This is a genomic window from Nocardioides sp. S-1144, assembly GCF_005954645.2.
Lineage (GTDB): Bacteria > Actinomycetota > Actinomycetes > Propionibacteriales > Nocardioidaceae > Nocardioides > Nocardioides dongxiaopingii.
The window spans coordinates 3,288,607-3,315,176 of the sequence record NZ_CP040695.2 but is presented as its reverse complement, the minus strand read 5'-3'; the positions used below and the strand labels follow the sequence as shown (position 1 = coordinate 3,315,176).

Genomic DNA, 26,570 nt, shown 5'->3' with positions numbered 1-26,570 from the left:
CGCGACGTCTTCGGCTACCGCTCGTCAGCACCGCCGCCGAGTCGGTGCAACAACCTGCGCACCTCCGGCCACGCCTCGCTGTCGGTGACCCCGGGCCGAGCGGCCAAGGCGAGAAGGTGCTGCTTGAGCACGCGGTCGGCGGCGGACAGTCCCGAGGCGTACCGCTCGTCGAGCAGGTACTCCGAGGACAGGTCGTGGGCCCGGGCGGCGGTCCAGGCGAGTCGGTCGAGGAAGATCTCGAGGACCCGGCCGGCGGCGGGCCGGTCGAGGCCCGGGCTCATCGGGAGCATCGTGAGGCCCTGGTAGCCGGCGGCCGTGACGTCGCGGGTGGTGAGGGCGAGGGCGGTGCCGCTGGGGGTGGTGCGGGCACCGGCGCTCTCGGCGCGGACGACGTCCACCTGGCGCGCGAGGCGCAGGAAGTTGGCGTCGGTGAGGCTGAAGCCGACGAAGAGCAGGTGGCTGGTCAGCAGGAGGGCCTGGACGACGCCGTCGAGGGCCTGGTGATCGGCGGCGTGGACGGCGTACTGCTCGCTCGTCAGCACCAGGGACGACGGCACAGCGACGTCGCCGTGCAGCTTCAGGAGCCACGGGCGGCTGCCGTCGGCGACGCTGCGGGTCAGCACGTCGACGTCGTCGCCGCGGACGCCGTGCAACGCGGTCTCGAAGCAGGCATCGAAGTTCGTCGTCACGCTCTGCCGGACGCCGAGCCCCCCGAGGAGGGCGTGGCCGATGCCGTGACGGTCGGTGCTGACCCGGGCCACCACCGCGTCGAGGAACGGCTCGGCGCCGCGCGAGCGCACCAGCCGGCTGGCGGCGTCCAGCGGGTCGTCGACACCGGCGAGGTCGACGACCGGCTCCTCGGCCGCGATCGACCCCAGCAGCGACCACCAGTCCGGCAGGCCGACGGGCATCGAGACACCCGCGCCGAGGAAGAGCGAGAGCCGGCCTTCGCCGGCCAACGTCCCGAGCCGGTCCGCCTCGCCGCGCAGGTGCGGCGGGAGGCAGTCCCAGTCGGCGTCCACCCGCCGCGCCTGGACGGCGGCGACGTCGCGCCGGTCGCGGAGCACGAGCGCGACGTCGACGGACGGCGTCCGCTCGCGTCGACGCTCGAGGAGGGCTGCGACCACCTCGCCGCGGCGCCCGGCCAGCCCGCCGTCGCCGGTGCCGACCAGCGGGAGCGCGACCAGCGGCTGCCGACGCCCGTCCCGGGCGGTGAGGCCGGGGCCGAGTCGGTCCACCGCGGCCCAGGTCCGCGCGGCGAGGTCGGCGGGCGAGGGCGCACCGCTGACGGTGTCGAGGGCGACCACGCGCCGCCCCGCGTGCGTGCCGAGGTCGACGGCGCCCGCGGCGTCCGGGGAACCCACCCGCAACCAGCCCGGGCCGTCTCCTCGCGGGAGGTCCGGCGGCAGCAGCGCCGCCCAGGAGTCCGAGACGTTGCCGGCGCCGTCGCACGGGACGACGATCGCGTCGCAGGCGAGCCGGGTCAGGTCGCCGTGCGCGACGAACAGGTGGCCGCTCATCGCGACGCCGTCCGTGGCAGCGGGAACGGGCCGGCCTCGGGGTCGCGGTCCCTCGCGGTGGTCGGCCGGAACAGCTGGGCCGGGCGGCCGCCGGTGTCGGAGACGAGGAGGTCGCCGCGAGGACCGGTCGCGGCCGTGAGGAACGGCTGCATCCGCCGGTTGAAGGTGTCGCGCTTGAGCGGCTCCCCGAGCACCGCCTCGTGCACGTGGCGCAGCTGGCTGAGCGTGTACGGCGCCCGTGCGAGGCGGAGCGGGTCGGGGGAGCGCTCGTAGCGGCGGCGCGCGCGCCGGACGGCGGTCGTCACCATCGCGTCGTGGTCGTGGGCCAGCGACTCCCGGGTCACGCGGCGGCCCCGTGCGGCGTTCCCCGTGATCGGCAGCACCTCGACGAGGTCGGGGGAGAGTCGCTCGACGTCGTCGGGCAGCAACGTCGTGAGGTGGCCGACCGAGACGACCCAGCCGCGCTCGTCGCGCTCGGGGGCGTCGTAGAGGTCGATCATCTCGAGGTGGACGTCGCGGCGCGGCCGGAAGTCGAGCTTCTCGGCGAGCAGCTCGCGCACCGTCTCCAGGACCGTGTGGCGCTCGCGGACGAAGCGTCCGGGCAGCACGGCGCGACCGTCGGCACGTCGTTGGACGAGCACGCCGAGGGAGACGCGGTCGTCCTCCGGGCGCAGCGCGCCCGTGGTCAGGATGACCAGGTCCACCGCGAGGTGGGGCCGCGGGTAGTCACCGAGGTCGCTCACGGAACCAAGTTAGCGCAGATCTGCGCAACATGGTGCTAGTGTTCTCGCACATCCACGCAAAGCGGACGGAGTTCCACCATGACGTCATCGACCACCGCCCGGCTCGACCGCGCCGCCGGCGTCCTGCTCGCGACGGCCGCCGGGGACGCCCTCGGCGTGCCCTACGAGTTCGCCCGACCGCCCGCGGCCGACGAGCTCGCCGAGATGACCGGCGGCGGGCTGGGCGGCTTCGCGCCGGGGGAGTGGAGCGACGACACCGCGATGGCGGTCGCGATCGCGGAGGTCGCCGCGACCGGCGCCGACCTCACCACCGACGACGCGCTCGACGCGATCGCGCTCGGCTTCCTGCGCTGGTACGACGACGGTCCGGCCGACATCGGCGTCCAGACCAGCGCGGTCCTGGGCGCCACCCGCCGCAACCTCGGTCGCCCCGGTGGTCCGGGCGGCGGTCGTCCGGCCGAGGTGATGGCCGCCGTGGCCGCGACCTACGCCGTCGAGCACGCCCACTCCGCGGGCAACGGCGCCCTGATGCGGACCGCCCCCGTCGCGCTCGCCCACCTCGAGGACCGCGACCGGCTGGCCCGCGCCGCGCGGCTCGTCGCCCGGCTCACCCACGCCGACCCGCTTGCCGGGGATGCCTGCGTGCTGTGGTCGGAGGCGATCCGGGTGGCCGTCGTCGAGGGCCGGATCGGCGTCCGCGCCGGCCTCGACCTCCTGCCCGCCGACCGTCGCGCCCCGTGGTCGGGCTGGCTCGATGCGGCCCTCGCCGGCCCAGCGGCGGGCTTCACGCCGAACGGGTACACCGTCACCGCCCTCCAGGCCGCGGTCGCCGCGGTCGCCGGCACCCCCGACGCCGACCACCGTCACCTCCAGGACGCGCTGCACGCCGCCGTCCGGATCGGCGACGACACCGACACCGTCGCCGCCATCGCCGGCGGGCTCCTCGGTGCCCGCTGGGGAGCGCGCGCGGTGCCGGAGGCCTGGCGCCGCGCCGTGCACGGGTGGCCCGGCCGCGACGGCGACGACCTCCTCGCACTGGCCGCCCGCGCGGTGCGTGGCGACCGGCCCGGGAACGCCACGCCGGGAGACCAGGGCTAGGTCGACGCGGTCCGTTCGCGCCACAGGCGCTGGACGGCGTCGGCGGCGATCACGACATCCTCGTGCTCCCAGACCCGCACGACCTGCCATCCCGCCGCCCGCAGCAGCTCGTCGGTGTCGCGGTCGCGGGCGACGTTGCCGTCCATCTTCCAGCGCCACCAGTCGGCGTTGGCCCTCGGCTGCGTGAAGTGGTCGGGACAGGCGTGCCAGAAGCACCCGTCGACGAACACCGCGACCTTGGCGCGGGTGAGGGCGATGTCGATCGTGCGACGCCGGTTGCCGGGCACCTTGACCTGGGTCCGGAACCGCAGGCCCCGGCGGTGCAGCTCCCGGCGCAGCAGGATCTCGGGCGCGGTCCGGCTGCGGGCCAGCCTCGACATCTTGTCGGAGAGGGCACGGGCGGGCCGCTCACGAGGAGGTTCGGTGCCCACGCCCACCTCCAGCTGCCGACACGTCGTGGTTCACGAACGTAGCGGTGGGCCGGCGGAGGTGGTTGCGGACCGAGGCTGTTCTCGGGCGGGTGTGGCGGTGTCGGCAGCGAGGTGCAGAGTGGACCCCGTGACCATCCGGCCCGACCTCGAGCACGCGAACGCGGTGTTCGTGACCGAGCGCCTGCTCGTCGGGGGAGACCTCGACCAGCGCGACGACCACCTGGCCGGGCGCCAGCTCGACGAGCTCGTCGCGGCCGGGCTGACCCACGTCATCGACGCGCGGGTCGAGGCCGACGACCGCGAGTTCGTCGAGCGCCACGCCCCCGGCGTCACCTACCTCTGGCACGGCATGGACGACGCCGGGCAGCGCGTGCCGCCGGCCTGGTTCGAGGCCGGTGTCGCCTGGGTGCTGGAGGCGCTTGAGGACCCGGACGCCGTCGTCCTCACGCACTGCCACATGGGCATCAACCGCGGGCCGTCGCTGGGGTACGCCGTCCTGCTCGCGCAGGGCGTCGACCCGGTCGACGCGATCGCCGCCATCCGCGCCGTGCGTCCGATCTCGGCGGTGGCCTACGCCGAGGACGCGCTGCGCTGGCACCACCACCGGAGCAGCGCGTCGTCGTCCGAGCGCCGCCGTGACCGCGCCCGGTTGCGGGCCTGGCGCCAGGAGAACCCCCTCGACGTGCTGCGGATCATCGCCCAGCAGCGCCGCGCCGGCGCCTGATCGCGAACAGCCTGGGCGGTCGGCGTCCCGGGGTTTCGTCGGCGCTCGCCGAGGCTCGCTTGCTCAACCTCCGGTGGTTCCGGGGTTTCGTCGGCGCTCGCCGGGGCTCGCTTGCTCAACCTCCGGGGTGGGGGCCGGCGCTAGGGGGTGGCGACCGAGTCCGCCTTGGCCTCCGGCGCGCGCCCGTGACCGGCGTGCGAGGGCTTGGCGAGGAACAGCACCAGCACCAGCCCGATGAGGAACGCGCCGACCGGGAGGTAGAGCGTCTGCGACATCGCCTGGGAGAAGGGTCCCTGGATGAACGACGGCATCGTGTCGCCGGCGGCCTGCAGGTCCTGGGAGGAGCCCTCGATGCCGTTGGCGGTGAGCCGGCCCTGGATCAGGGCCGCGATCGCGGCGCTGCCGAGCACGGCGCCGACCTGGCGGGTCGTGTTGTAGACGCCGGCGCCCGACCCGGCCGAGGCCATCGGCAGGTTGCGGGTCGCGGTCGCGCTCAGCGGGGCCCAGAGGCAGGCGTTGGACACGCCGAACAGGGCCATCGGCAGGCAGAGCTGCCAGACCGGCGTGGTCGGCTCGATGAGCTGCGAGAGCCAGAACATCGCCACCGCCGCGGTGCCGAAGCCGACCACGGTGATGTTGCGGGGGTGGGTGCGGTCGACGAGCTTGCCGACGAACGGCGACAGGATCATCAGCACCACGGCCATCGGCGCCATCAGCAGCGCCGACTCGGTGGGGCTCCAGCCGCGGACGCCCTGGGCGTAGAAGAAGAACGGCAGCGACATCGAGGTGATGCCGAGCGAGACCAGGGCGATGCCGCCGTTGCCGAGGGAGAAGTTGCGGTCGCGGAAGAGGCCGAGCGGCACGAGCGGCTCGGCCTTGATCCGGCTCTGCCAGAACACGAACGCCGCGAACACGACCACGCCGACGACGATGAGCAGCGGGACGCTGATGAGGCCCTCGATCTGGCCCCAGTCGTACTTCTCGCCCTCCTGGATGCCGAAGACGACCAGGAACACCCCGATGCCGCTCAGTGCGACGCCGAGCCAGTCGAAGGAGTGGGTGTGGGTCGGCAGCACGGGCACCAGGCGCCAGGCCAGCACGAAGCCGATCACGCCGATCGGCACGTTGACGATGAAGATCCACTCCCACCCGAGGGAGTCGACCAGGACGCCGCCGAGGATCGGCCCGACGAGCGTCGCGACGCCGGCCGTGGCGCCCCACAGGGCCATCGCCCCGCCGCGCTTGGCCGGCGGGAAGGTCCGGGTGATCACCGCCATCGTCTGGGGCGTGATCATCGCCGCGCCAAAGCCCTGCACGACGCGGGCGAGGATGAGCATCTCGATGGAGTCGGTCAGGCCGCACCACAGCGAGGCGAGGGTGAACACGACGAGGCCGGCGAGGTAGACGTTCTTCGGCCCGAACCGGTCGCCGAGGCGGCCGGTGACCAGCAGCGGCACGGCGTAGGCGAGCAGGTAGGCGCTGGTGACCCAGATGACGGCGTTGTAGTCGGTGCGGAGGTCCTGCATGATCGCCGGCGTCGCGACCGACACGATCGTGTTGTCGACCAGGATCATGAAGAAGCCGACCACCATGGCCAGCAGCGCCGGCCACGGCTTGTAGTCGGCCGGCAGGTCGGGTGCCTTGTCGGGCGGCGGGGTGTCCCTCACGCCAGGTGCGGTTGCCATGCGAAGTCCTCGGTGTCGATGCGGGTGATGAGGAGCGCGATCCAGTCGCGCTGGGCGGTGGTCATGGTCAGGAGGTAGTCGCCGCCGACCAGGTAGGTCTCGGGCTTGCCCCGGCCGCGGGCGGCGCGCAGGACGTCCGCCAGCTCGGCGATGTCGTCGTCGAGCGCGGCGAGGTACTGCCGCAGGTCGGCGGCGACCTGCTCGGCCGGCACGTTGTGCGCCTCGGCGAGGGCGAGGGGCAGGTGCGGGTACTCGCGCACGGGCCGCTGGAGGATCTCGCGGATCCGCTCCGTCATCGCCACGCGGCCCCCGGCGGTGATGGCGTACGTCGTCCGCTCGGGCCGGTTGCCGTCGCGGTCGGTGCCCGTCGCCTCGACCAGCCGCTCAGCCTCGAGCCGCTGGACCGCGTGGTAGAGCGAGCCGGGCCGGATCTTGACGAACCGGTCCTCGTGCCGCTCGAGCAGCAGCTGGTACATCTCGTAGGGGTGCATCGGCCGCTCGGCCAGCAGGGCCAGGGCCGAGACGGCCAGGGGAGTCAGGGCGACGACACTCACTCCTCAGCCCGCGCGGATTATTCCAGGTGGAACATATGGCGCCGGCGGGCGTCGGTCAAACCCGGGAGCTCCCCACCGCTCGCCGACTGCGGCTCCGCGACGCCGGCCGGGCCGCGTGACCGAGGGAGTGTCGGTGGTCGCGACTAGCGTCCGCAGCCCAGGACGAGAGAGCGGAGCGCGCGGTGACGGACATGGACCTGACGGCAGCAACCGAGGCGGCGTGGACGTCGTTCCGCGGTCGGCTGGCCGACCACGTGGCGGCCATGGCCGGCGACGACTCGCTCGTCCTCGCGGTGCCCGAAGCGCTCGGGGGCGACGACGACGCCGCGGCCCCCGCGGTGCTGGTCTCGGCGCTGGCGGACGGACTCGTGCGGCTCGAGGTCGTGCTCGACGCCCGGCCCGACCGGCGGGTCACCGCCGACGACGTCCGGGCGCGGCTGCTGGAGCGGCTCGGCTGGCCGGCACCCCTCGACGAGACCGGCGGGGAGCACCCCCACCAGATGGCCGAGCGGCGCGAGGCCGACCGGGTCGCCGTCCTGCTGGTCGGCACCCTGCGGGAGGTCCACGGCGTCCCGCACCCCGCGTTCCTCGCGGCCGGCGGGCTCGAGGTCGACCCCGGCTCCGTCGCGTGGACGCCGTCCGCCCCCGACCGCCCCGCCGACCCCGGGCCGACCGGCGACGTCGTCGAGGTGCCTCGCGACCGCGAGCACCTGCAGTCGATGGTCGACGCCGCGATGCGGGTGGTCTTCCCCGACCTCCGGCACGACGCCGACGGCGACATCCCGGTGCGCGACGGGGAGAGCGCGCTCTACGTGCGGGTCCTGCCCGGCCGGCCGGTCGTGGAGCTGTACGCCGAGCTCGTCGTCGACCCCGTCGAGGCCGACCGGCTCTCGCTCGAGGCCGGCCTGCTCAACGCCGCGCACCCTACCTGGAAGTTCGTCCACCGCGACGCGACCGTCGTGATGGTCCACGAGGTCGTCGCGGTGCCCTTCGTCGCCAGCCAGCTGAGGGTGCTGGTCGACCTCTTCCTCGACGACCTCGACCGGCTCTCCGGCGAGCTCGTCGCCCGGGTCGGCGGACGTCGATTCCTCCAGCCGCTGCCGCCACCGGCCCCCACTGCCGAGCACACGCCCGACCACACCGGCGACCACACCGGCGAGCACGAGCCCGACCTGGTGCTGGCCGGCCTCCTCGAGCTGTGCCACCTGGGTCGTCCACGGGCCGCCACCGTGGCAGGGCTCTTCGGCCACGACCGGCTCGAGCTCATCCGGCAGATCGTGCGGCTCCGCAGCGGGCAGCAGGGCTGCGGCGAGCACGACCCGGACGTCGTCCTCACCGCGCTGCGCCAGGCCCTGCGCCTGGTCTCCGACGGGCACGTCGAGCAGCCGACGGTGCTGTCGCCGCGGCCGCGGTCGGTGCAGTCCTCGCTCCTCGGCGACGCCGACCTGGGCGAGGACGCCCTCGACCTCGGCTGGAGCGCCTGACGGCGGTGCGCCGGGGTGCTACTGCGACTTCGGGGCGGAGGGCTTGGCGGGCGGGGTGAAGCCGGAGCCGCTCGGCACGAACATGACCGAGACCTCCCGGGCGAGGATGAAGCTGCCGCCGCCCAGGTTCCTCGCCGTCAGCGCCACGGTGTGGCTGCCCGCGGAGACCGGGACCACGGCCGTCGCCGCACCCGAGTCGTCGTTGCCCACCGTCTCGTTGTCGTAGTCGAGGGCGTGCACCCCGTCGCTGAGCTGGCTCCCGTCGAGGCTGAGTCCGTACTGCAGCCGTCCGGAGCCCGGGATGGTGATGTCGTCCTCCGACGAGAGGGTGCCGGTGATGTAGAGGACCCCCGACGTCGGCGCCGTGACCGCCGTCGAGACGACCGGGGTGAACGCTGCCGTCACGAAGTTGTCGATGCTGACCGACTCCGCGTCGCCGAAGGCCGCGACCTGCCCGGACTTGAGGACGCCCTGGAGCGTCTTCTCCTTGACGTCGCTCCCGGTCAGCGAGTCCTTCTTGACGTCCTTGCCGGTCAGCGAGGAGTTCTTGACGTCCTTGCCCGTGATGAGCTTGGCGGCCTCGCTCGGCACGCCGAGCGAGACACTCAGGGCGGCGACGCCGCAGACGAGTCCGATCCCACCGGCGGTGAGACGGCGACGGCGGGGGTGGGTGGTGCTGGTGGTCATGGTGACTCCTTGGTCGGTGTGCGGGCTTCGTGTCCGCGTCTGCCCTACAGAGGCCCCCGCCGCCGCCCTGATACGACGAGGCGTCGCCGGGTTGCTGGTCTGCACCGGTTCTCAACCCGCCTCGGGCCCGGGCCGATGACTCCTGCGACCATCCCCGCCGGGGGTGGCGGGGGAGGGACAACACCACATGGCAGTAGAGGCGACGGGGGCAGTGGCCACCCGGAACCGGGACGGAGCGGTCCGGTCGGGGCGCCCGACGGCACCGCGGGAGCACGGCGACGAGGGCGAGCGGACCGCCGCGGCGCTGGCGGAGCTCGACGAGTCGTGGTCGGTGCACCGCGACCTGGCCTGGCCCGGCCGCGGCGACGCCGGCCTCGACCACGTCGTCGTCGGGCCGCCCGGTGTGTTCGTCATCGACCCGAAGGCGTGGAGCGGACGGGTGTCGACGACCGGCGGCGTGCTGCGCCAGAACGGCCTGCGCCGCGACGCCTCCGTGACCGCCGCCAAGGACGTCGCCCGTGCGGTCGGCGAGGTCGTCGGCAGCCCGGCGATCCCGATCCTCTGCTTCTCGGGGAGCGTGACCGGCGGCCGGGTCCTGGACGGCGTGGTCGTCACCTCGGCCGCGGACGTCGTCCGCACCCTGTCGACGTTCGGCCCCTCGCTCGACCACGCCCGCCGCGACGACGTCCGCAGGCGGCTCGAGCAGGCCGCGTCCGCCCGGGCGCCGCTGCCGGAGCCCGCTCCGCTCGTGCTGGCCGCAGGGCTCCCGGAGCTCGCGCCGGCCCCGCGCGTGCGCAGCGCCGCCCTCGTGCCGGCCACCCGGCTGCGACGGTCGAGCCTGCCGGTCGGCTCGTCGAGCAGCACGCGGGGCGCGACGCGTCGGATCCTGCCGCGGGTCGTGGGTGGTGTGCTGGCCCTGGCGATGTTCGGGATCCTGGTGATCCCCGCTCCCCGCGACTGGCTCTCCGACCGGATCTACGACCTGGTCGCGCCCGACCTCCCGGCGGTGCCCGACCCGGTCGACAGGCCCGACCGGCAGGGCACGAGGGCGACGCAGGCCACCCAGGAGCGCCGGCAGGCCCGGCGGGCGGCTCGCCGGGCCGGAGCGGACGACGAGGGCGTGGCACCGTAGGGCGGGTGGACGACGACGTGCGCACCGCCCTCGAGGCCGAACGACGCCGGGCCGCCGAGCGGCTGGCCCGGCTGCGCGGCGACTTCGACGAGGTGGTGGCGGCCTCGCGCGACACCAACGCCGACGACGAGCACGACCCCGAGGGCGCCACGATCGCCTTCGAGCGCTCGCAGATCGACACCCTGGTACGGCAGGCCCGCGACCGGCTGGCCGAGATCGACGCCGCCCTCGAGCGCCTGGCCGCGGGCCGGCACGGACGGTGCGAGGTCTGCGGTCAGCCGATCCCGGCCGAGCGGCTCGAGGTGCGGCCGAGCGCGCGCACCTGCGTGGGCTGCGCCTGAGCCCCGGCCACGCGCGCCTCCGCCCGACGCCGCCGGTCTCACGGCACGTGGACGGCGATCTCCTCACCCAGGGTGGCGCCACCGAGCAGCTCGAGGTCGTCGCCCGACCAGAACCGGCCGGGGTCGTAGTAGTTGGTGGGGCGGGCGTCGTCGAGCAGCCCCATCGCCTGGTACGTCGCCGCGACGACCTCCGCGCAGTAGGTCATCTCCACGCCGGCCTGGCGCCGGACCCGGCCGCGCGCCCAGCGGCCGGCCAGCGCGGCCGTGGAGGGGAACGGCGTCCCGTCGAGCCGGGCGACCGTGCGCAGCACCGCCGCCTCCTGCTCGGCGGTGACGACGGTGTCGAGCTGGCGGAGCCAGGCCCGCTGCTCGTAGCGGCCGCACCACTGCACGACGGCCTCGCGCAGGTCGTGCAGCTGGACGCCGCGGTGCCTGCTGCCGGTCCACACGTCGGTGAGACCCTTGCCGAGCTCGGCGTGCCACAGCAGCGGCGGCAGGTCGTCGACGACGACGGCCATGCCGACGTGGTTGACGGGGGCGTTGGTGAGCACCCGGATAGCGTGGTCGGCAGCGGAGCGTCCGCGGAAGAGCCAGAGATCGCCGGTCCGGGTGAGGTCGACGGCCTCGTCGAGGCCGAGGCTGGTGGACCTGCTGGTGGTCATGGGGAGGAAGTCTTGCGCATGAAGCTCTGGAAGTGGCTGGGACTGGCCGGCGTCGCCGGGGTCGCGGCGACCGGTGCGGTGATCGCGCGCGACCAGCGCCGGCGCTCGCAGGTCACGCCGGACGAGGTGCGCGAGCGGCTGCACGAGCGGCTCGCCGAGTCCGACGGTCCCGACGACCGGTCCGGGGCCAGGCCTTGACGGCGGGTCCGCACCTGGTCGACGTCCGGACGCCGCGATCGCCCGACGCCGCCGTGGTGGTGCTGCACGGGGGAGCCCGACGCCGCGAGCGCGCGGTCGTGAGCCCCACCCAGCTGTCGGTGGTGCGGATGATCCCGGTCGCCCGCTCGATCGGGCGGGCCGGTGGGCGCCGCCTGGCCGTCGTCCGGCTGCTCAACTCCTACCGCGGCTGGGACGACGAGCGCACGCCCCTCGACGACGCCACCTGGGCCGTCGACCAGCTGCGCGAGCGGTACGGCGACGTGCCGGTCGCGCTCGTCGGGCACTCCCTGGGCGGGCGCGCCGCGCTCCTCGCGGCCGCCCACGACGCCGTCCGCACCGTCGTGGCCCTGAATCCGTGGGTCTACCCGAGCGACGGCGTGCCGCTGCCGGGACGCCGGGTGCTGTTCGTGCACGGCGACGCCGACCGGGTCGCCCCGATCGGGAGGGCGCGGGCGGTGGCCGAGCGGCTGAGCGGCTCCGCCGACGTCCGGTTCGAGGTGGTGCCCGACGGCAAGCACGCGATGCTGCGCCACGGCCGGGTCTTCGAGCGGGCGGCGTCCGACTTCGTGGTCGAGACGCTCCTGGACGCACCCGCCGACGAGACCTCGGCGGGCGGGGCTGTCGGCGGCGACGTCTAGCGTTGGCGGCATGGACCTGGGGGACGCCTTCGCGATGGCCGAGGACCTCCTCGAGCACCACGGCCTCCACGACTGGACCGTCGAGCTCGACGGCGCCAAGCGGCGCGCCGGCATCTGCCGGTTCGGACCGCAGGTGCTCGGTCTCAGCGCCCCGCTGACGACGCTGCACTCCGAGGCCGAGGTCCGCGACACGATCCTGCACGAGATCGCCCACGCCCTGGCCGGTCCCGCGCACGGTCACGACGCCACGTGGCGCGCGGTGGCGCGGCGGATCGGCAGCAGCGGGGAGCGCTGCGTCTCGCCGGAGTCGCCGCGGGTCGAGCCGCCGTGGCTGGGGGTGTGCCCGGCCGGGCACACCACCGGGCGGCACCGTCGTCCCGAGCGGGTGATGACGTGCGCCCAGTGCTCGCGCACCTTCGACCTCGCGCACCTGATCACGTGGACCCACCACGGGCGCCCGGCCGAGCCGCACCCCAACTACGACGCCGAGCTCGCCCGGCTGCGCGCCGGACGCCGACTCCAGCTGCTGCGTCCGGGCACCCGCGCCCGCGTGATCGCGCCCGGCGAGCACCACGGCCGGGTCGGCAAGGTGGTCAAGCTCGGTCGCACCAGCTACCACCTGCGCGCCGGCGGCGCCGTGCTGCGGGTGCCGTTCGCCCACGTCGAGCGGGCCTGACGTCCGGCCGGCGCGGTCCTACGATGACGCCATGACGGGCGAGGACCAGTGGCCGGTGTACGAGCCCGGCGCGACGCCGCGGACGCCCGAGCCGCGGACGCCCGAGGAGCCCACCGTCGCCCGTCGGCGCTCGCCGTTGCTCGCGGTCGTCGTCGCTGCGTGCGTCCTGGGCGGTGCCGGGGCGGCCGGTCTCGCCCTCCTCGGCGGCGAGCCGGACGACCCGCCCGCCGCGGGTGCCGGCCGTGAGCCGGCGGACGTCGCGGTCGACGGGTCCGTCGACGGGCCGGCGGTCCGGCCGCCACCGGGCGCGCAGCCCGCGCCGGTACCCGTCGACGTCCTCACCGCCCGGGGCTACCGGGCGCTGCTGGCGGCCCTGGAGCGGCGGACCGGCTCGACCGAGGTCTTCTCGGTCTCGCTGCACGCCACGGGCGCCCACCTCGAGGTGCCGGTCGACGCGACCACCCGGCGCGAGGTCCGGATCAGCTGGGACGGCCGGTTCGACGGTCCCGGCGCCACGGGCACCTCCGTCTTCCACGACCGGGTCGACCTGGCCGACGTCGACCCGGCGGTCTTCGTCCGGATGGGCCGGCAGGCCCTCCGCGCGGTCGAGGACGCCACGGTGAGTCACGTGATCATCAGCGGCCCGCCGACCAGCGGGCCCGACGACGGCACCCGGGTGCGGGTCTACGCCGGTAACGAGTACGGCGAGGGTGGCTACCTCGGCGCGACCGCGGGCGGCAGCGTCACCCGGCGCCACCTCGACCGACCCGTCGGCGGTCCACGGCCCACCGGCTGAGACGCGCGCATGTGGCACGGAGCCCGCGGGTACCTCCAGGGAGCGGACCGCAGGAACCGGCTGTCCGCACGGGACCCGGTCCGTGGTCGTTCCACCACCCACCAGCGCCCGTCTTGCCTACGGAGCCCGGATGAACGACGTGCCACCCCACCTCACGATCCACCCGCCGCTCGAGCGCCACGAGGTCGCCTTCCTCGCAGGGTTCGCGGCCGATGGTGGGCTGCGGCGGCTCTGGCCGGGCCAGCCGTCACCGCGGTCGCCGTGGCGGCCCAGCCCCGGCGGACGCCGGCTCGACCTCGACCCGGTGCGCGCCGTCGCGGCCCCGCACGACGTCGCGCCGTGGCTGCGCTTCCTCTCGCGCACGTTCCTCGCGCCGAGCTCGGCGGCGGCCCTCGAGGCCGCGCTGGACGCCGGCCTGCGCGGCGGTCACCGGCTCGCCGGCCGCGTCGAGGTCGACGGCCACCTCAGGGTCGTCGTCGAGCGCAACCGGGTCACCGAGCACCTGCTGCCCGACCCGGAGGTGTCGCTGGCCGCGTCGGGGGCCGCCGCGGTCGTGGACCTCGACGCGTGCCGGATCAGGTCACGGACGTGTAGACCCCGACGGTCCGCTCCGCGATCGCGTCCCAGCTGAAGCTCTCGATCGCCCGCTGCCGCCCGGCGCGGCCGTACGTCGCGGCCCGGTCGGGGTCGGCGACGAGCTCGTTGAGGGCGGCGGCGAAGTCGGCGACGTAGCGGTCGGGGTCGAGCGGGGTCCCGGTGCCGTCGTCGGCCTGCTCGATCGGCACCAGCAGCCCGGTCTCGCCGGGGACGACGACCTCGGGGATGCCGCCGGTCGCGGTCGCGACGACGGCGGTGTCGCACGCCATCGCCTCGAGGTTGACGATGCCGAGCGGCTCGTAGATCGACGGGCAGGCGAAGACGGTCGCGGCGGTCAGCAGCGCGACGACGTCGGCGCGCGGGAGCATCTCGCGGATCCACACCACGCCGGTGCGGGTGCGCGAGAGGTCCTCGACCAGGCCCATCACCTCGGCCTCGATCTCCGGGGTGTCGGGCGCGCCCGCGCAGAGCACCAGCTGGACGTCGGGCGGCAGCTGGGCCGCGGCGCGCAGGAACAGCGGCAGCCCCTTCTGCCGGGTGATCCGGCCGACGAAGACCACCGACGGCCGGTCGGGGTCGAGGCCGAGCTCGCGCACGCGGTCCGGTGCCGGGGCCGGGCGCCACAGCTCGGTGTCGATGCCGTTGTGGACGACGTGCACCCGGGCCGGGTCGACGGCCGGGTAGGAGGCGAGGACGTCGTCGCGCATCGCGGCCGAGACCGCGATCACCGCCGCGGCACCCTCGTAGGCGGTCCGCTCGACCCAGGACGACACGGCGTAGCCGCCGCCGAGCTGCTCGGCCTTCCACGGACGCAGCGGCTCGAGCGAGTGTGCGGTCACCACGTGCGGGACGCCGTGCAGCAGCCCGGCGAGGTGCCCGGCCATGTTGGCGTACCAGGTGTGGGAGTGCACGAGGTCGGAGCCGGCGCAGGCGTCGGCGAGGGTGAGGTCGACGCCGAGCGTGCGCAGCGCGCCGTTGGCACCGGCCAGCTCGGCGAGGTCGGGGTGCGAGGTCGTGCCCTCCTCGGAGCGTGGACCGTCGAAGGCGTGGACCCGCGTGTCGAGCCCGGGGAGCGCCCGCAGCGCCCGCACCAGCTCGGCCACGTGGACCCCGGCGCCGCCGTAGATCGAGGGGGGGTACTCCTTGCTCAGCACGTCGACCCGCATGCGAGGAACCTATCCCTACTCCGCCCGCGGGCGGCACCGTGCTCAGCAGAGAGGGGCCAGGTCGGTCCGGGTCATCGCCGGCGCGGTCACGGGGAGGGCGCCGGGGCGGTCGAGGGAGTAGTGGCGCACCCAGTCGGCCTGCATCCGCGAGCGCGCCATCGTCGCGCCGCGCACCGCCTGCATCCGCAGCCGGGGCCGGTAGACGACCCCGGTCAGCGCCTCGGGACGCCGCTCGGTGTGCACCACCTTCGTGTCCACGAACCACGACACGTGGTCGGGGGCGATCTCGATCGCGTAGGTGTGGAAGTAGCCGATGCGCAGGTCGAGGTCGGCGCCGAAGGTGAACGCCGTGTCGGCGTCGACGCCGATGCCGCCGACGGCCCGGGCGTCGTCCTGGGCCCACGACGCGATCACGATGCGTTGGTCGCTGCCGCCGGGGCACCCGGTCGGCTGCACCGGCACGAGCTCCCAGAAGAAGCGGTACGGCGTGCCCCGGTCGTACCGCTTGCCCCGCACCCGGGTCTCCCAGCGGCCGTAGGCGGCGGCGGTGTCGGTCGCGGTGACGCTCACCGTGCCGGTGTGCGCCTGGGCGTTCATCGTGATCTGGCCCTGCTGCTCGCGCACCCGCCTGGGGCGGTTCACCCGCCACTGCGGACGCAGCGCGCCTCCCACCTCGAACTCGTCGCGCCACGTCTCCGAGCCCCAGCGGAAGACCTTCGCGGCGTTCGTCGGGCGGGGGTAGGTGTAGCCCCCGGCTCCGACGAAGGTGTCGTCGTCGGGCACCGGCGGGTCACCCGGTCCGGCCTGCGACGGGGCCCCTCCGGGGACGACGAGCAGGGCGAGCAGGCAGGCGAGGGCGACGAGACGACGACGAGCCGACCGGTGGTGAGGGAGCACGCGGGACCACCTTCGTGGGGGATGAGGTCGAAGTGCCCGAGACGGACACTCCACGAGAGGGGTATCGGGCGTTACGGTGGCCGACATGAGCACCATTCCCCGGCCGGCCCGCCCGCGCAAGAAGGTCCTCGCGATCGTCCTCGCCGGAGGTGAGGGCAAGCGGCTGATGCCGCTCACCGCCGACCGGGCCAAGCCGGCGGTCCCGTTCGCCGGCATCTACCGGCTCATCGACTACGCGCTCTCGAACGTCGTCAACTCCGGCTACCTCCAGATCGTGGTGCTCACGCAGTACAAGTCCCACAGCCTCGACCGCCACGTCACCCAGACCTGGCGGATGTCGACGATGCTCGGCAACTACGTCACCCCGGTGCCCGCGCAGCAGCGCGTTGGCAAGCACTGGTACCTCGGCAGCGGCGACGCGATCTTCCAGTCGCTGAACCTGATCAAGGACGAGAAGCCCGACATCGTGGTCGTCGTCGGCGCCGACCACGTGTACCGGATGGACTTCTCCCAGATGGTCGCCCAGCACATCGACAGCGGCGCCGCCTGCACCGTGGCCGCGATCCGGCAGCCGATCGGGCTGGCCGACCAGTTCGGCGTCATCGACGTCGTCCCCGACGACCCGTCGCGCATCCGCGAGTTCCTCGAGAAGCCCAAGGACCCGGCCGGCCTGCCCGACAGCCCCGGCGAGGTGCTGGCCTCGATGGGCAACTACGTCTTCGACGCTGACGCGCTGGTCGAGGCCGTCACCCGCGACGCCTCCACCGACGGGTCGAAGCACGACATGGGCGGCGACATCGTGCCGGCGTTCGTGCGCCGCGACCAGGCCGGCGTCTACGACTACCAGGACAACGTCGTCCCCGGTGCCACCGAGCGCGACCGCGGCTACTGGCGCGACGTCGGGACGCTCGGCTCCTACTACGCCGCCCACATGGACGTCGTCTCGCCGCTGCCGGTCTTCAACCTCTACAACTTCGACTGGCCGATCTACACCTCCTACGGCCCGCAGCCGCCGGTCAAGATCGTCCAGGGCGCCGACGGCACCCCGGCCCGCACCGACGAGGCCGTGCTCTCGCCCGGCGTCGTGGTCAGCGGCGGCACCGTCACCCGCTCGGTCCTCTCACCCGCCGTCCGGGTGCTCGGCGGGGCGCAGGTCGACGGCTCGGTGCTGCTCAACGGCGTGCACGTGGGCGAGGGCGCCGTGGTCCGCAACGCGATCCTCGACAAGAACGTCGTCGTCCCGCCCGGCGCCCGGATCGGCGTCGACCCCGAGGAGGACGCCGCCCGCGGCTTCGTGGTCGAGGACGGGCTGACCGTGCTCGGCAAGGACCAGGCCTTCTAGGGCCCCGACCACCTGCCCGGGAGCGCCGGCGCCCGGTCCGCGCGCCTCAGAGCAGGCCGGCGGCGCGGGCCGGCGCGGCGTAGGCGAGCGCGAGCGAGTCGACCGTCTCGTGGGCGTTGAGCCCGCTCGGGTTGGGCACCACCCACAGCTCGGCACCCTCGAACGGCGCCGGCTGGCGCCCCGGCGTCGCCCTCGGGAGCCCGAACGCCGTCCGGTAGGCGGTGATGCCGGCGATCGCCACCACGGCGGGGTGGGCACGGCGGACCAGGGCCGCGAGCTCGACGCCGCCGGCCCGCAGCTCCTCGGGGGTCAGGTCGGACGCCTTGGCCGTGGCCCGGCGCACGACGTTCGTGATGCCGATCCCGCGGGCGCGGAGGTGGTCGCGGTCGGCGTCGGACATGCCGGCCGCGGGGTCGATGCGCCGCTCGACGACGCCGCCGCGGAGCAGCGCGGGGTAGAAGCGGTTGCCGGGGTGCGCGAAGTGCGTCGCGGTGGCGGCGGTCCACAGGCCGGGGTTGATCCCGACGAAGAGCAGCCGCAGCGGCGTCCCGTGCCCGGGCAGGAGGTCGGGCACCTCGGCGTCACGGAAGGACTCGAGCTCGGCGCGGGTGAATCCCATCGGGCCAGCCTGCCGGAACCCCCGGTGCGGCAGTAACGTCGGACCACCATGCGACGACGTCTCGGCCCCGCCCTCCTGCTCGGCGTCCTGCTCTGCCCGGTCGTCGCGGGCTGCGGCAGCGAGGACGCCGGCACCGACACCACCGACCCTGGCCCCTCCGACCAGCCGACCAGCACCGCCACCAGCGACCCCGGCGAGGAGCCCTCGGAGGAGCCGACCGAGGAGCCCTCCGACGCACCCGCCGACGGGTCGACGGGTGCGCCGGAGGTCGTCGAGGTGCTGCACGCCACCGCGGCCGGCGGCTCGACCACCGAGCAGTTCGTGCGCGTCGACGACGAGCAGCAGCTGGCCGACTTCGTCGCGCAGTTCTCCGACGACGCCTTCGCCGAGGAGGTGCGGGTCGCGGCGGCCGCCGTCGCGGCCGGGCCGGGCACCGCGTACGCGGCGGTGGCGGCGGTCGGCTGCGACGTCCCGCCGGTCGACGTGGAGGCGACGGCCGAGGACGTCTACGTCGTCGTGGTCGGCAAGGTCCCCGGCCCGGACGTCGAGTGCTTCGCCCCGGTCACGACCGTCGCCGTGATGAGCGTCGGGGGCTGACCCGCCCGCTCAACGAGGACGGCGGTAGCGGACCTCGACCACGTTGGCGACCCGGCGCGCGACGCCGTCCGAGGGGGAGTTCACGATGCCGACGCCCAGGCCCGTGCGCCGCGCGACGAGCGTGCTCGAGCCGCCGCCGTCGAGGTTGAGGGCCTCGTCGGCGCCGAGCCGGACCATCGCGTCGGCCAGCTCGAGCATCGTGTAGCCGCGGCTCGACGGCTGCCGACCGTCGACCACGAGCAGCAGGATCGTCCCGGCGTCGCGGTCGATGCCGATGGCGGTCCGCGGGTGCAGCTCGCGGTCGTCGAGCGCCTCGAGCACGCCGTCGCGCACCAGGAACGCGTTGCCGGTGATCGCCATCCGCGGGCGGCCCTCGACCCGGGAGACGAGGCTCGCGCGGCTGCCGACCGCCAACGCCCGCAGCCGGCGGGCGCCGTGCCCGCGACCGACGAGCACGGTGCCGGTGATGTCGACGCCGCGCGGCAGCCGCCGGTTGTTGCTGACGACGCGGCCCCGCACGACGCGCACCACGCGCACCCCGCGCCGGCTCTCGTCGGTCACCCGCGCCCCCGCCGCCCGGCCCCAGGCCCGGGTGTAGACCCCGATGCTGTCGACCGGCACGTTCGGGGCGTTGAGGGTGGCGATCGGGATCCCGGGGTGCTGCCGGATCCGGGTGACGACCTCGCGGCGTCCGATCGCGGGGGTGCCGTCGCGTCCGATCGTGAACGCCGAGTTCCAGCCGACCCGCCGGCCGTGGAGCAGCCCGCGGGCGCGCTCGACTCCGATGCCGATCGGCGCGCCGGTGTCGTGGATGTCGAAGAAGTCGCCGTTGACGGCGCCGACGACGCCTCGGTCGCGGGCCGCGATCTCGGGCACGGTCGCGGTGGCGCGCACCCGGCCGGCGTTGTCGTAGTCGACCGAGACGCCGGGACGACGCCACTGCACGGTCAGCAGGTGGGCGCGGATCCGGCCGCGGACGGTGTCCTCCTCCCACTGCGACAGGTGGACGCCGGGCGCGACCCACTCCCGCGTCGGCTCGGCGAGCGGGCCGCGGGCCCGCAGCCGCGGCGGGAGCCAACGGGCGACCGGCCCGACGACGCCGTCGCTCGTCTGGGGAGGGCGGGCGCCGTCGCGGTCGGCGGCCCACGGTGCCGGAGCGGCGCCGTTCGCCGTCGCGGTCGCCGTCGTGGTCGCCAGGAGCGGGGCCAGGAGCGCGAGCAGGGCGGCCAGCACCGTGGCGAGCAGGGTCGCGGACGGGGTCGGGCGGACGGTCGGGCGGTATTTCGGGCGGGGGGAGCGCACGGCTCCGAGGGTAGGAGAGTCAGCGGGTCATCGGCAGGGGATCGCGCCGAGTGCGGCGAGTCCCTCGACGTCGCCGGGCCCGTAGCCGGCCCGCGTGACGCCGTTCGGGTACATCAGCTCGCCGGTGTCGTCGACGTGGTCGAGGCCCACGAGGTGGCCGAGCTCGTGGAGCAGCAGCGCCACCTGGAGCTCGTCGCCGTCGCGGGCCCGCTCCAGGCGGTCGGTGGTGTCGCTGTCGAGGATGACCGAGCCGGTGACGTAGGCGCGGTGGTTGCCGAGCTGGGCCATCGTCGGTCCGCCGAGACCGGCGACGTCGTCGGCGAGCTCGCCGACCTCGTCCTCGTCGGCCCAGCCGATGAGCACCGGCTCGGGGTCGCCCCCGCCGGTGCCCCGGTCGTCGAAGTCGCGGTCCTCGGTGGTGCCCCGGTCGTCGAAGCGGAGCCCGGTCCGCTGGCTGACCTCGCCGACCGCCTCCTCCACGTAGCGCTGCCAGTCGTCGGGCGCCTGCTCGGGGTTGACGACGTACGGGATCACGCGGCAGGGGCTGAACCCCACGGGCCGGTTGCTGCCCGGCTGGGTGTTGAGAAAGGCGTGGGCCCCGGTGGCGCCGGCCTCGACGGGCGGCATCACCCGGTCCTCCACCCCGAGCAGCGAGCGCACCTGGGTGCTGAGCGGGCTGTTGCCGAAGGTGACGTAGGCGCCGACCGCGACCAGGGTGAGCACGAGCGAGACGACGGTGATCGTCCGGTCACGCTCACGGGGGCGGGTCATGTCGTCCATGATGGCGCGGTGGAGGAAGCGGAGCGGGGACCGGTCTGGAACCGGTTCGTCGAGGGCGACAACCTCGACGTGCTGAGCGCCCTCCCCGACGGCAGCGTCGACCTGGTCTGCACCGACCCGCCGTACAACACCGGCAACGACTTCGCCTACGCCGACGACGTCCGGGGCAGCGACGGCCGGCGCGGGGGCCGCCACGCCGCGTGGACCGCGATGATGCGGCCCCGCCTGGTGGAGATCCGCCGGGTGCTGGCCCCGACCGGCGCGCTCTACGTGTCGATCGACGACCACGAGGTCGCCCACCTGAGGCTGCTGCTGGACGAGGTGTTCGGCGAGGAGCAGTTCCTGGCCCAGGTGGTGGTGAACCTCAACCCCAAGGGCCGCCAGCTCGGGCGGGGTTTCGCGACCTCGCACGAGTACCTGCTCGTCTACGCCCGTGACGCCGCCCGGTGCGTGCTCGACGCCTCCACCACCGACACCGTCGACCCGGCCGACTTCCCGCGCACCGCCGGCGACGGCCGCCGGTTCCGGCACCTCCCGCTGCGCAACACGAACAAGAAGTTCAACCCCGTCACCGCGCGGACCCTGCACTTCCCGGTGTGGGGCGACCCGGTCTCGGGGCGGGTCGCGACCGCCTCGTTCGCGGGCGCGGTCGAGGTGCTGCCGGTCTTCGGCGACGGGACCCCGGCGGTGTGGCGCTGGAGCCGTCCGCGCATCGACGAGCGCCCCGACGACCTGGTGTGCCGCACGATCCGCGGCCGGTCGGGGGAGCGGGTCGACGTCTTCCAGCGCGACTGGCTGCACGAGGGCCGTCGCAAGAAGCTGCGCACCATCTGGCTGGCCGAGGAGGTCGGCTCCACCGACACCGCGGTGGCCGAGCTCAAGGCGCTGGTCGGCCACCTCTTCGAGTCGCCGAAGCCCACCGGGCTGGTCCGCCGGGTCCTGGCGACGATGCCGCCCGACGTCCGGGTGCTCGACCCGTTCGCCGGCAGCGGCACCACCGGTCACGCGGTCGCCCTCGCGAACGCCGAGGACGGCGGCACCCGCACCTGCCTGTCGGTCAACCGGGGCGAGCCCACCCGCCCCGGTTCCAACGCCGCCCTGGCCGGTCACGCCACCGTCGCCGACGTCACCCGGGCCCGGTTGCGTGCGGTGGCGGACGTCGTCGGCGGCGGGTACCTCGAGGGTGCGTCGTAGAAGCACGTACACGACGGTGGTCGACCCGCCGGCGCCTCGCGTGCTGGTGCGGATCCAGCAGTGCCGGGACGGCCGTCGTGTACGTCGTTGTACGGCGAGTCAGCCGGGGAGCAGCCCGTCGAGCACCAGCCGCAGCGGGGGCCACCGGTCGCGACCGCGGCGCGTCACGGCGTAGGTGCGCAGGATGATCGCCGGCGCGTCGAGGGGCAGCACCCGCACGTCGGGTCCCGCGGGCCACGCCGTCGGGAGCAGGCCGACCCCCAGCCCCGCCCCGACCAGCACCTCGACCAGGTCGAGGCTGTCGATCTGGTGCTCGATCCGCGGGGTGAAGCCGGCCATCGAGGCCAGCGTGCGGACGGCGTCCTCGTCGGCGGTGTTGCGCGAGTTGGTGATCCACCGGTGCCCGGCGTAGGCGGCGACGACGTCGACCGCGCTCGTGCCCGGCGCCGGCCGGGGGTCGGCGGCCGGCACGGCGAGCCCCCACGACGTCGTCCAGAGCTGGTGGGCGTCGACGTCGACCGGCCACGCCGCGGGTGCCAGCGTGTAGTCGTAGACGAGGGCGAGGTCGACGTCGTCGCGGGCCAGGAGCTCGAAGGCCTCGAGTGGCTCGAACTCGTCGATGCGCACCCGGACGTCGGGGTGGGTCCCGCCGATCGCGGCGACCACCGGCAGCAGGGAGCGGCGCACGGCGCTGGCGAACCCGGCGACCCGGACGGTGCCGACCGGCTCGGCGTCGGGGTCGAGGTCGCGGCGGGCGGCGTCGACGGCGGCGAGGATGCCCACCGCGTGGTCGGCCAGGCGTCGACCCGCCGCGGTGAGCCGGACCCGGCGACCGTCGGGTTCGAGCAGCGGTGTGCCCGCATCCCGGGCCAGCGCGGCGATCTGCTGGGAGACCGTGGACGTCGTCAGCCCGAGCTCGTCCGCGACCTCGCGCATCGAGCCGAGGCGGGAGAGCTCGAGCAGCAGCCGCAGCCGACGGACGTCCATGTCCGGATTGTCCGTGGATGGTGAAGGGTGTGTCCACCATCCACGCGTGGACGCGAACGGTCGGGTCGGGTCATCGTGGTCGTCGTGACCACCCTCGCCCCCACACTCCCGGCCCACGGCGCCCGCTCCGGCACGTCGCTGGCGCTGGTGTCGATGCTCTGCGTGCAGCTCGGGCTGGCGGTCTCCGTCGGCCTCATCGACCACCTCGGCACCCAGGGGACGGCGTGGCTGCGGCTGACCTGGGCGGCGGTCATCCTCCTGCTGGTCGTGCGGCCGCGCCGGGTCCAGTTCAGCGCCGCGGCGCTGCGGTCGTGCGTGCTGCTCGGCGTGGCCACCGGTGGCGTGACGATGCTGTTCATGGAGGCGGTCGCCCGGCTCCCGCTCGGCACCGCCAGCGCCCTGGAGTTCCTCGGCCCGCTGGGGGTCGCGGTCCTGCGCGGGCGTGGCGCCAGGATCGTCTGGCCGGCGCTCGCCGGGGTCGGCGTGCTGCTGCTCACCGAGCCGTGGAGCGGGGGAGCCGACCCGATCGGGGTCGCGTTCGCGCTCGGTGCCGCCGCCTGCTGGGCGGCCTACATCCTGCTCACCCAGCGGGCCGGCGACCAGGTCGAGGGACTGACCGCGCTCGCGGTCTCGATGCCGGTCGCCGCGCTCACCGCGACGGTGTTCGGCGGCGCGTCGGTCGTCGTCGACCTGACGCCCGAGCTGGTGCTGGCCGGGCTGGGGCTCGCGGTGCTGCTGCCCGTCGTCCCGTTCGCGCTCGAGCTGCTCGCGCTGCGCCGGCTCACGACCGCGGCGTTCGGCACCCTGATGGCCCTCGAGCCCGCGTTCGCGCTGCTGATCGGGTTCGTGGCCCTGCACCAGGTGCCGGGCTGGCTCGCCGTGCTCGGCGTCGGGTTCGTGGTCGCCGCCGGGGTGGGCGCCGAGCGCACCGGCGCCAGGGAGGTCGTCACAGCCCTGCCGCAGTCTCCAGGTTCCTGAGCTCGTCGTCGAGGTGGCCGAGCAGCCGCTGCAGGTGCGGGACGGTGCGGCGGCAGCCGGTGAGACCGAAGGCCATGTTGCCGTCGTAGGAGGTGCAGGTGATGTTGAGCGCCATCCCGTTGATCGGGATCGACAGCGGGTACGAGCCGAGCAGCTGCGCGCCGTTCCAGTAGTGCGTGGAGCGCGGGCCGGGCACGTTGCTGATGATGAGGTTGTACGGCGGGCGCACGATGCCCTGCATCCGCAGCATCGGCGTGAGGATGGCCGGCGCCTGGCCGATCGCGCTCATGGCAAGGATCTGCACCGGGGTCATCGACGACAACGCCTCCTTGCCGTCCTTCATCGAGCGGTGGATCGTGCCGAGCCGGCGCGCCGGGTCGGCCTGGTCGGTGGCGAGCTGCACCATGACCGCGCCGACGGCGTTGCCGCCCTCGGCCGAGGCGACCTGGGAGTGCTTGGCGTTCAGGCCGACCGGCACCATCGCCACCAGCGGGGCGTCGGGGAGGGCGTCGAGCTCGAGGAGGTAGGTGCGCATCGCGCCCGAGCACATCGCCATCACGACGTCGTTGATCGTGGTGCCCGTCGACCGGCCGATCGCGCGGAGCCGCTCGACCGGCCAGTCCTGGGCCGCGAAGCGGCGCGAGCCGGTGATGCTCTGGTTGAGGATGGTGCGCGGCGCGTACAGCGACAGCGCCGACGTCTCGTTCCTGAGGCCCTTGCGGATCGTCTTCACCAGGGCGCCCGGCATGCCGGCGGCCTCGGCGGTGATGCCCAGCGCCGAGCGCAGCGCCGTCATGGTGACCTCGGAGATGCCGCCGTCGTCGGTGAGGACCGGCCTCGGGGTGCGGCCGCCCGGGCGGGCGCCCCACGGCGGCGGCATGTCGCGCTGGTCGGGGTCGGTGCTGAGCACGCTGGCCAGCAGCCGCATCGCGGAGACGCCGTCGATGAGCGCGTGGTGGGTCTTGGTGTACATCGCGACCCGGCCGTCGCGCAGGCCCTCGATCACGTGGGCCTCCCACAGCGGCCGCTCCCGCGCCAGGCGGGTGCCGTGCAGGCGCGAGCAGAGCTCGAGCAGCTCACGCACCCGGCCCGGCCCCGGCAGCGCGCTGTGGCGCACGTGGTGCTCGATGTCGAACTGCTCGTCGGGCTTCCAGACGAGCTGGCCCCCGGTGCGCACCGAGCGGTGGGGGTGCTTGAGGAAGAGCGGGGCCACCTCCTCGGGGCTGCTCATCGCCTGGAACATCTCGCGGACGTAGGTGCGGCCGGCGCCCTCGGGCTTCTTGAACAGCTGCAGACCGCCCACGTGCATGGGCATGTTGCGGTTCTCGGCGAGCAGGAACCCGGCGGCGGTCGGATCGATCGGCGTGGCCACGGCGAGGCCCCCCTCTGGAGTTGTGCGTCGGCTGCTGCCGCGATCCTCGCGTGCTGTGACGACCTCCACAAGCACCCGCCGGTGCTGCGGGTTCTCCCTCGACCTGCGGCAGAGGGCTTGTGCCCCCCGGTGCCGGCGCCCAGGGTCGAGTGGCACCCACCGCCTCGGACACCTCGGGAGTTCCGCATGCCTCGTCGCCTCGCCCTCACCGGACTCGGCGCGTGCGCCGTGTGGATCGCCCTGCTCGTCGCCCCGGCGGCCGCCTCGGCCGAGGAGTACTCGGCCCCCCTCGACGACGCGGTGGCCTCGCTCCCCGTCGCCACCGAGGACCGCACCGGCTACGACCGGGACGCCTTCGAGCACTGGGTCGACGAGGACGGCGACGGCTGCGACACCCGCGACGAGGTGCTCATCGCGGAGGCCGACGACCCGGTCACCGTGGGCAGCGGCTGCGCGCTGAGCGGCGGGCGCTGGTTCTCCTACTACGACGGCGTCTCGCAGTCGGCGGCCGGCGACCTCGACATCGACCACATGGTCCCGCTGGCCGAGGCCTGGGACTCCGGTGCCTCCGACTGGACCGCGGCCGAGCGTCGCTCCTACGCCAACGACCTCGGCGACCCGCGCTCGCTCGTCGGCGTGACCGCGGGGGAGAACCGCTCCAAGAGCGACCAGGACGTCGCCGAGTGGACGCCCGGGCGCGAGCGGTGCCGCTACCTGAAGGAGTTCGTCGCGGTGAAGATCCGGTGGGGCCTGTCGGTCGACGGCGCGGAGCGGTCGGCGATGTCGTCGCTGGCCGCCGGGTGCACCGGCACCGTGACGGTGACGCTCGCGCGCTGACCCCGGGTGGGGCCGCTCGCGCCACCACTTCCCGTCCACAGGCCCGGACCCGGCGGAGTTCTCCACAGGCCGGTGCCCGACGGCCCGGGATCGTCGTCCGGCCCGCCTAGCGTCCCTCGCACTGCCGGACCCGCCGGCACCGACTCCACCGGGGGACCCGTGAAGAACTCCGTCATCCACCTGCTCGTCCTGCCCCTCCTCGTGCTCGCGCTGCTCGGCGGCGCCGCCGGCCTGGCGCTCGCCGGCCCGTCGTCCGAGAGGGGCACCAGACCGGTCGTCGTCGACGTCACCGGCGACGCCGCCAACGGCTTCGAGATCACCTACGCCGACGGGTCGCAGGCGTTCCCGCCGACCGACTCCGAGTCGAGGGCCGAGTGCGGCGAGTACGACACGCTGCGCCAACGGGTGCGGTGCCGCACGGAGGTCCGCACCTGGTACCGCGACCTCGGCGACCTGCAGCGCTCGTTGGCCTGGGTGCGCGAGCACGGGTAGCCGACGCCGTCGCTGCGTCG

30 protein-coding genes are annotated in these 26,570 nt (G+C 74.7%); 16 read left to right on the top strand and 14 right to left on the bottom strand.

Annotated elements, in window-relative coordinates; genetic code table 11:
• Positions 1 to 14 precede the first annotated feature (14 nt).
• Both FE634_RS15495 and FE634_RS15490 read right to left on the bottom strand, forming a co-directional pair.
• A complete protein-coding gene (locus FE634_RS15495; RefSeq protein WP_138876403.1) occupies positions 15 to 1,520 on the bottom strand; it encodes an SIR2 family NAD-dependent protein deacylase in 1,506 nt (501 codons plus the stop codon).
• Complete coding sequence (locus tag FE634_RS15490; RefSeq protein ID WP_138876402.1) at positions 1,517 to 2,263, bottom strand: NrtR DNA-binding winged helix domain-containing protein; 747 nt, start codon at positions 2,261 to 2,263, stop codon at positions 1,517 to 1,519. The genes FE634_RS15495 and FE634_RS15490 overlap by 4 nt, the downstream gene beginning before the upstream one ends.
• A 78-nt stretch (positions 2,264 to 2,341) precedes the next feature.
• On the opposite strand from FE634_RS15490, the gene FE634_RS15485 reads away from it, so the two are divergent.
• Positions 2,342 to 3,361, top strand: coding sequence for an ADP-ribosylglycohydrolase family protein (locus tag FE634_RS15485; RefSeq protein WP_148240745.1), 1,020 nt, complete (start codon positions 2,342 to 2,344; stop codon positions 3,359 to 3,361).
• Here the strand turns inward: FE634_RS15485 and FE634_RS15480 are convergent.
• A complete protein-coding gene (locus FE634_RS15480) occupies positions 3,358 to 3,792 on the bottom strand; it encodes a very short patch repair endonuclease (RefSeq protein WP_262347449.1) in 435 nt (144 codons plus the stop codon). The genes FE634_RS15485 and FE634_RS15480 overlap by 4 nt on opposite strands.
• Positions 3,793 to 3,919: 127 nt before the next feature.
• Here FE634_RS15480 and FE634_RS15475 point away from each other — a divergent pair, with 127 nt between their 5' ends.
• A complete protein-coding gene (locus FE634_RS15475; RefSeq protein ID WP_138876401.1) occupies positions 3,920 to 4,516 on the top strand; it encodes a protein-tyrosine phosphatase family protein in 597 nt (198 codons plus the stop codon).
• 140 nt (positions 4,517 to 4,656) lie between these two features.
• Here the strand turns inward: FE634_RS15475 and FE634_RS15470 are convergent, their stop codons facing one another.
• Together FE634_RS15470 and FE634_RS15465 are read right to left on the bottom strand one after the other, a co-directional pair.
• Positions 4,657 to 6,201 carry an MFS transporter gene (locus tag FE634_RS15470; RefSeq protein ID WP_138876400.1) on the bottom strand — a complete coding sequence of 515 codons (1,545 nt, stop codon included), beginning with the start codon at positions 6,199 to 6,201 and terminating at the stop codon, positions 4,657 to 4,659.
• On the bottom strand, positions 6,180 to 6,755 hold the full coding sequence (locus FE634_RS15465) for a PadR family transcriptional regulator (protein WP_246060684.1): 576 nt from the start codon (positions 6,753 to 6,755) through the stop codon (positions 6,180 to 6,182). The genes FE634_RS15470 and FE634_RS15465 overlap by 22 nt, the downstream gene beginning before the upstream one ends.
• Before the next feature lie 191 nt (positions 6,756 to 6,946).
• On the opposite strand from FE634_RS15465, the gene FE634_RS15460 reads away from it, so the two are divergent.
• On the top strand, positions 6,947 to 8,239 hold the full coding sequence (locus FE634_RS15460) for a T3SS (YopN, CesT) and YbjN peptide-binding chaperone 1 (protein WP_396954646.1): 1,293 nt from the start codon (positions 6,947 to 6,949) through the stop codon (positions 8,237 to 8,239).
• An 18-nt stretch (positions 8,240 to 8,257) separates the two neighbouring features.
• On the opposite strand, the gene FE634_RS15455 is transcribed toward FE634_RS15460, so the two are convergent.
• Positions 8,258 to 8,926 (bottom strand): hypothetical protein, encoded by a 669-nt coding sequence (locus FE634_RS15455; RefSeq protein ID WP_138876398.1) that lies wholly within the window; start codon positions 8,924 to 8,926, stop codon positions 8,258 to 8,260.
• A gap of 211 nt (positions 8,927 to 9,137) precedes the next feature.
• Here FE634_RS15455 and FE634_RS21375 point away from each other — a divergent pair, with 211 nt between their 5' ends.
• Together FE634_RS21375 and FE634_RS15445 are read left to right on the top strand one after the other, a co-directional pair.
• The gene (locus tag FE634_RS21375) at positions 9,138 to 10,058 is read left to right on the top strand and encodes an NERD domain-containing protein (RefSeq protein WP_222847596.1); all 921 of its coding nucleotides are present in this window, start codon (positions 9,138 to 9,140) and stop codon (positions 10,056 to 10,058) included.
• Between the two features lie 5 nt (positions 10,059 to 10,063).
• Positions 10,064 to 10,399 carry a TraR/DksA family transcriptional regulator gene (locus tag FE634_RS15445; RefSeq protein WP_187366725.1) on the top strand — a complete coding sequence of 112 codons (336 nt, stop codon included), beginning with the start codon at positions 10,064 to 10,066 and terminating at the stop codon, positions 10,397 to 10,399.
• A 38-nt stretch (positions 10,400 to 10,437) separates the two neighbouring features.
• Here the strand turns inward: FE634_RS15445 and FE634_RS15440 are convergent, their stop codons facing one another.
• Positions 10,438 to 11,061, bottom strand: a complete 624-nt coding sequence (locus FE634_RS15440) for a C40 family peptidase (RefSeq protein WP_137293794.1) — start codon at positions 11,059 to 11,061, stop codon at positions 10,438 to 10,440.
• A gap of 18 nt (positions 11,062 to 11,079) precedes the next feature.
• On the opposite strand from FE634_RS15440, the gene FE634_RS15435 reads away from it, so the two are divergent.
• The 5 genes from FE634_RS15435 (at position 11,080) to FE634_RS15415 (ending at position 14,021) form a co-directional block, all read left to right on the top strand.
• Positions 11,080 to 11,259: a hypothetical protein gene (locus FE634_RS15435; RefSeq protein WP_137293793.1), complete on the top strand. Its 180-nt coding sequence runs from the start codon at positions 11,080 to 11,082 to the stop codon at positions 11,257 to 11,259.
• Positions 11,256 to 11,918, top strand: a complete 663-nt coding sequence (locus FE634_RS15430) for an alpha/beta hydrolase (protein WP_222847595.1) — start codon at positions 11,256 to 11,258, stop codon at positions 11,916 to 11,918. Before FE634_RS15435 ends, FE634_RS15430 begins: the two co-directional genes overlap by 4 nt.
• Positions 11,919 to 11,928: 10 nt before the next feature.
• Positions 11,929 to 12,594, top strand: a complete 666-nt coding sequence (locus FE634_RS15425; protein WP_138876397.1) for a SprT-like domain-containing protein — start codon at positions 11,929 to 11,931, stop codon at positions 12,592 to 12,594.
• Positions 12,595 to 12,625: 31 nt separating this feature from the next.
• Positions 12,626 to 13,390 (top strand): hypothetical protein, encoded by a 765-nt coding sequence (locus tag FE634_RS15420; protein WP_138876396.1) that lies wholly within the window; start codon positions 12,626 to 12,628, stop codon positions 13,388 to 13,390.
• Between the two features lie 130 nt (positions 13,391 to 13,520).
• The gene (locus FE634_RS15415) at positions 13,521 to 14,021 is read left to right on the top strand and encodes a hypothetical protein (RefSeq protein ID WP_138876395.1); all 501 of its coding nucleotides are present in this window, start codon (positions 13,521 to 13,523) and stop codon (positions 14,019 to 14,021) included.
• Here FE634_RS15415 and glgA read toward each other — a convergent pair.
• Together glgA and FE634_RS15405 are read right to left on the bottom strand one after the other, a co-directional pair.
• Positions 13,966 to 15,153: a glycogen synthase gene (gene glgA, locus FE634_RS15410; RefSeq protein WP_137293788.1), complete on the bottom strand. Its 1,188-nt coding sequence runs from the start codon at positions 15,151 to 15,153 to the stop codon at positions 13,966 to 13,968. The two genes, FE634_RS15415 and glgA, sit on opposite strands and share 56 nt — an antisense overlap.
• 42 nt (positions 15,154 to 15,195) lie before the next feature.
• Complete coding sequence (locus FE634_RS15405) at positions 15,196 to 16,050, bottom strand: family 16 glycosylhydrolase (RefSeq protein ID WP_138876394.1); 855 nt, start codon at positions 16,048 to 16,050, stop codon at positions 15,196 to 15,198.
• 85 nt (positions 16,051 to 16,135) lie between these two features.
• Here FE634_RS15405 and FE634_RS15400 point away from each other — a divergent pair, with 85 nt between their 5' ends.
• Positions 16,136 to 17,392, top strand: coding sequence for a glucose-1-phosphate adenylyltransferase (locus FE634_RS15400; RefSeq protein ID WP_137293786.1), 1,257 nt, complete (start codon positions 16,136 to 16,138; stop codon positions 17,390 to 17,392).
• 46 nt (positions 17,393 to 17,438) lie between these two features.
• On the opposite strand, the gene FE634_RS15395 is transcribed toward FE634_RS15400, so the two are convergent.
• Complete coding sequence (locus FE634_RS15395; protein WP_137293785.1) at positions 17,439 to 18,011, bottom strand: mismatch-specific DNA-glycosylase; 573 nt, start codon at positions 18,009 to 18,011, stop codon at positions 17,439 to 17,441.
• 48 nt (positions 18,012 to 18,059) lie between these two features.
• On the opposite strand from FE634_RS15395, the gene FE634_RS15390 reads away from it, so the two are divergent.
• Positions 18,060 to 18,608 (top strand): hypothetical protein, encoded by a 549-nt coding sequence (locus FE634_RS15390; protein ID WP_138876393.1) that lies wholly within the window; start codon positions 18,060 to 18,062, stop codon positions 18,606 to 18,608.
• 9 nt (positions 18,609 to 18,617) lie between these two features.
• On the opposite strand, the gene FE634_RS15385 is transcribed toward FE634_RS15390, so the two are convergent.
• Together FE634_RS15385 and FE634_RS15380 are read right to left on the bottom strand one after the other, a co-directional pair.
• Positions 18,618 to 19,910, bottom strand: coding sequence for a phosphodiester glycosidase family protein (locus FE634_RS15385; RefSeq protein WP_138876392.1), 1,293 nt, complete (start codon positions 19,908 to 19,910; stop codon positions 18,618 to 18,620).
• A gap of 27 nt (positions 19,911 to 19,937) precedes the next feature.
• A complete protein-coding gene (locus FE634_RS15380; protein WP_187366724.1) occupies positions 19,938 to 20,681 on the bottom strand; it encodes a matrixin family metalloprotease in 744 nt (247 codons plus the stop codon).
• An 18-nt stretch (positions 20,682 to 20,699) separates the two neighbouring features.
• On the opposite strand from FE634_RS15380, the gene FE634_RS15375 reads away from it, so the two are divergent.
• Positions 20,700 to 21,884 carry a site-specific DNA-methyltransferase gene (locus tag FE634_RS15375; RefSeq protein WP_138876390.1) on the top strand — a complete coding sequence of 395 codons (1,185 nt, stop codon included), beginning with the start codon at positions 20,700 to 20,702 and terminating at the stop codon, positions 21,882 to 21,884.
• Between the two features lie 99 nt (positions 21,885 to 21,983).
• Here FE634_RS15375 and FE634_RS15370 read toward each other — a convergent pair whose 3' ends face one another.
• Entirely contained in the window at positions 21,984 to 22,871 is an 888-nt protein-coding gene (locus tag FE634_RS15370; protein WP_138876389.1) for a LysR family transcriptional regulator, read from the bottom strand.
• An 84-nt stretch (positions 22,872 to 22,955) separates the two neighbouring features.
• Here FE634_RS15370 and FE634_RS15365 point away from each other — a divergent pair, with 84 nt between their 5' ends.
• Complete coding sequence (locus FE634_RS15365; RefSeq protein ID WP_262347448.1) at positions 22,956 to 23,849, top strand: EamA family transporter; 894 nt, start codon at positions 22,956 to 22,958, stop codon at positions 23,847 to 23,849.
• On the opposite strand, the gene FE634_RS15360 is transcribed toward FE634_RS15365, so the two are convergent.
• Positions 23,818 to 25,221, bottom strand: coding sequence for a WS/DGAT/MGAT family O-acyltransferase (locus FE634_RS15360; RefSeq protein ID WP_138876388.1), 1,404 nt, complete (start codon positions 25,219 to 25,221; stop codon positions 23,818 to 23,820). The two genes, FE634_RS15365 and FE634_RS15360, sit on opposite strands and share 32 nt — an antisense overlap.
• Before the next feature lie 186 nt (positions 25,222 to 25,407).
• Between FE634_RS15360 and FE634_RS15355 the strand changes: the two genes are divergently transcribed.
• Both FE634_RS15355 and FE634_RS21125 read left to right on the top strand, forming a co-directional pair.
• Positions 25,408 to 26,058 carry an HNH endonuclease family protein gene (locus FE634_RS15355; RefSeq protein ID WP_138876387.1) on the top strand — a complete coding sequence of 217 codons (651 nt, stop codon included), beginning with the start codon at positions 25,408 to 25,410 and terminating at the stop codon, positions 26,056 to 26,058.
• A gap of 159 nt (positions 26,059 to 26,217) precedes the next feature.
• Entirely contained in the window at positions 26,218 to 26,550 is a 333-nt protein-coding gene (locus tag FE634_RS21125; protein WP_187366723.1) for a hypothetical protein, read from the top strand.
• The last annotated feature ends 20 nt before the right edge of the window (positions 26,551 to 26,570 follow it).

Coding starts and splice junctions, on each gene's coding strand:
- FE634_RS15495 (WP_138876403.1), bottom strand. CDS start 1,520: ATGAGCGGCCACCTGTTCGTCGCGCACGGCGACCTGACCCGGCTCGCC.
- FE634_RS15485 (WP_148240745.1), top strand. CDS start 2,342: ATGACGTCATCGACCACCGCCCGGCTCGACCGCGCCGCCGGCGTCCTG.
- FE634_RS15470 (WP_138876400.1), bottom strand. CDS start 6,201: ATGGCAACCGCACCTGGCGTGAGGGACACCCCGCCGCCCGACAAGGCA.
- FE634_RS15460 (WP_396954646.1), top strand. CDS start 6,947: ATGGACCTGACGGCAGCAACCGAGGCGGCGTGGACGTCGTTCCGCGGT.
- FE634_RS15455 (WP_138876398.1), bottom strand. CDS start 8,926: ATGACCACCAGCACCACCCACCCCCGCCGTCGCCGTCTCACCGCCGGT.
- FE634_RS15440 (WP_137293794.1), bottom strand. CDS start 11,061: ATGACCACCAGCAGGTCCACCAGCCTCGGCCTCGACGAGGCCGTCGAC.
- FE634_RS15435 (WP_137293793.1), top strand. CDS start 11,080: ATGAAGCTCTGGAAGTGGCTGGGACTGGCCGGCGTCGCCGGGGTCGCG.
- FE634_RS15425 (WP_138876397.1), top strand. CDS start 11,929: ATGGACCTGGGGGACGCCTTCGCGATGGCCGAGGACCTCCTCGAGCAC.
- FE634_RS15420 (WP_138876396.1), top strand. CDS start 12,626: ATGACGGGCGAGGACCAGTGGCCGGTGTACGAGCCCGGCGCGACGCCG.
- FE634_RS15415 (WP_138876395.1), top strand. CDS start 13,521: ATGAACGACGTGCCACCCCACCTCACGATCCACCCGCCGCTCGAGCGC.
- glgA (WP_137293788.1), bottom strand. CDS start 15,153: ATGCGGGTCGACGTGCTGAGCAAGGAGTACCCCCCCTCGATCTACGGC.
- FE634_RS15400 (WP_137293786.1), top strand. CDS start 16,136: ATGAGCACCATTCCCCGGCCGGCCCGCCCGCGCAAGAAGGTCCTCGCG.
- FE634_RS15395 (WP_137293785.1), bottom strand. CDS start 18,011: ATGGGATTCACCCGCGCCGAGCTCGAGTCCTTCCGTGACGCCGAGGTG.
- FE634_RS15390 (WP_138876393.1), top strand. CDS start 18,060: ATGCGACGACGTCTCGGCCCCGCCCTCCTGCTCGGCGTCCTGCTCTGC.
- FE634_RS15380 (WP_187366724.1), bottom strand. CDS start 20,681: ATGACCCGCCCCCGTGAGCGTGACCGGACGATCACCGTCGTCTCGCTC.
- FE634_RS15370 (WP_138876389.1), bottom strand. CDS start 22,871: ATGGACGTCCGTCGGCTGCGGCTGCTGCTCGAGCTCTCCCGCCTCGGC.
- FE634_RS15355 (WP_138876387.1), top strand. CDS start 25,408: ATGCCTCGTCGCCTCGCCCTCACCGGACTCGGCGCGTGCGCCGTGTGG.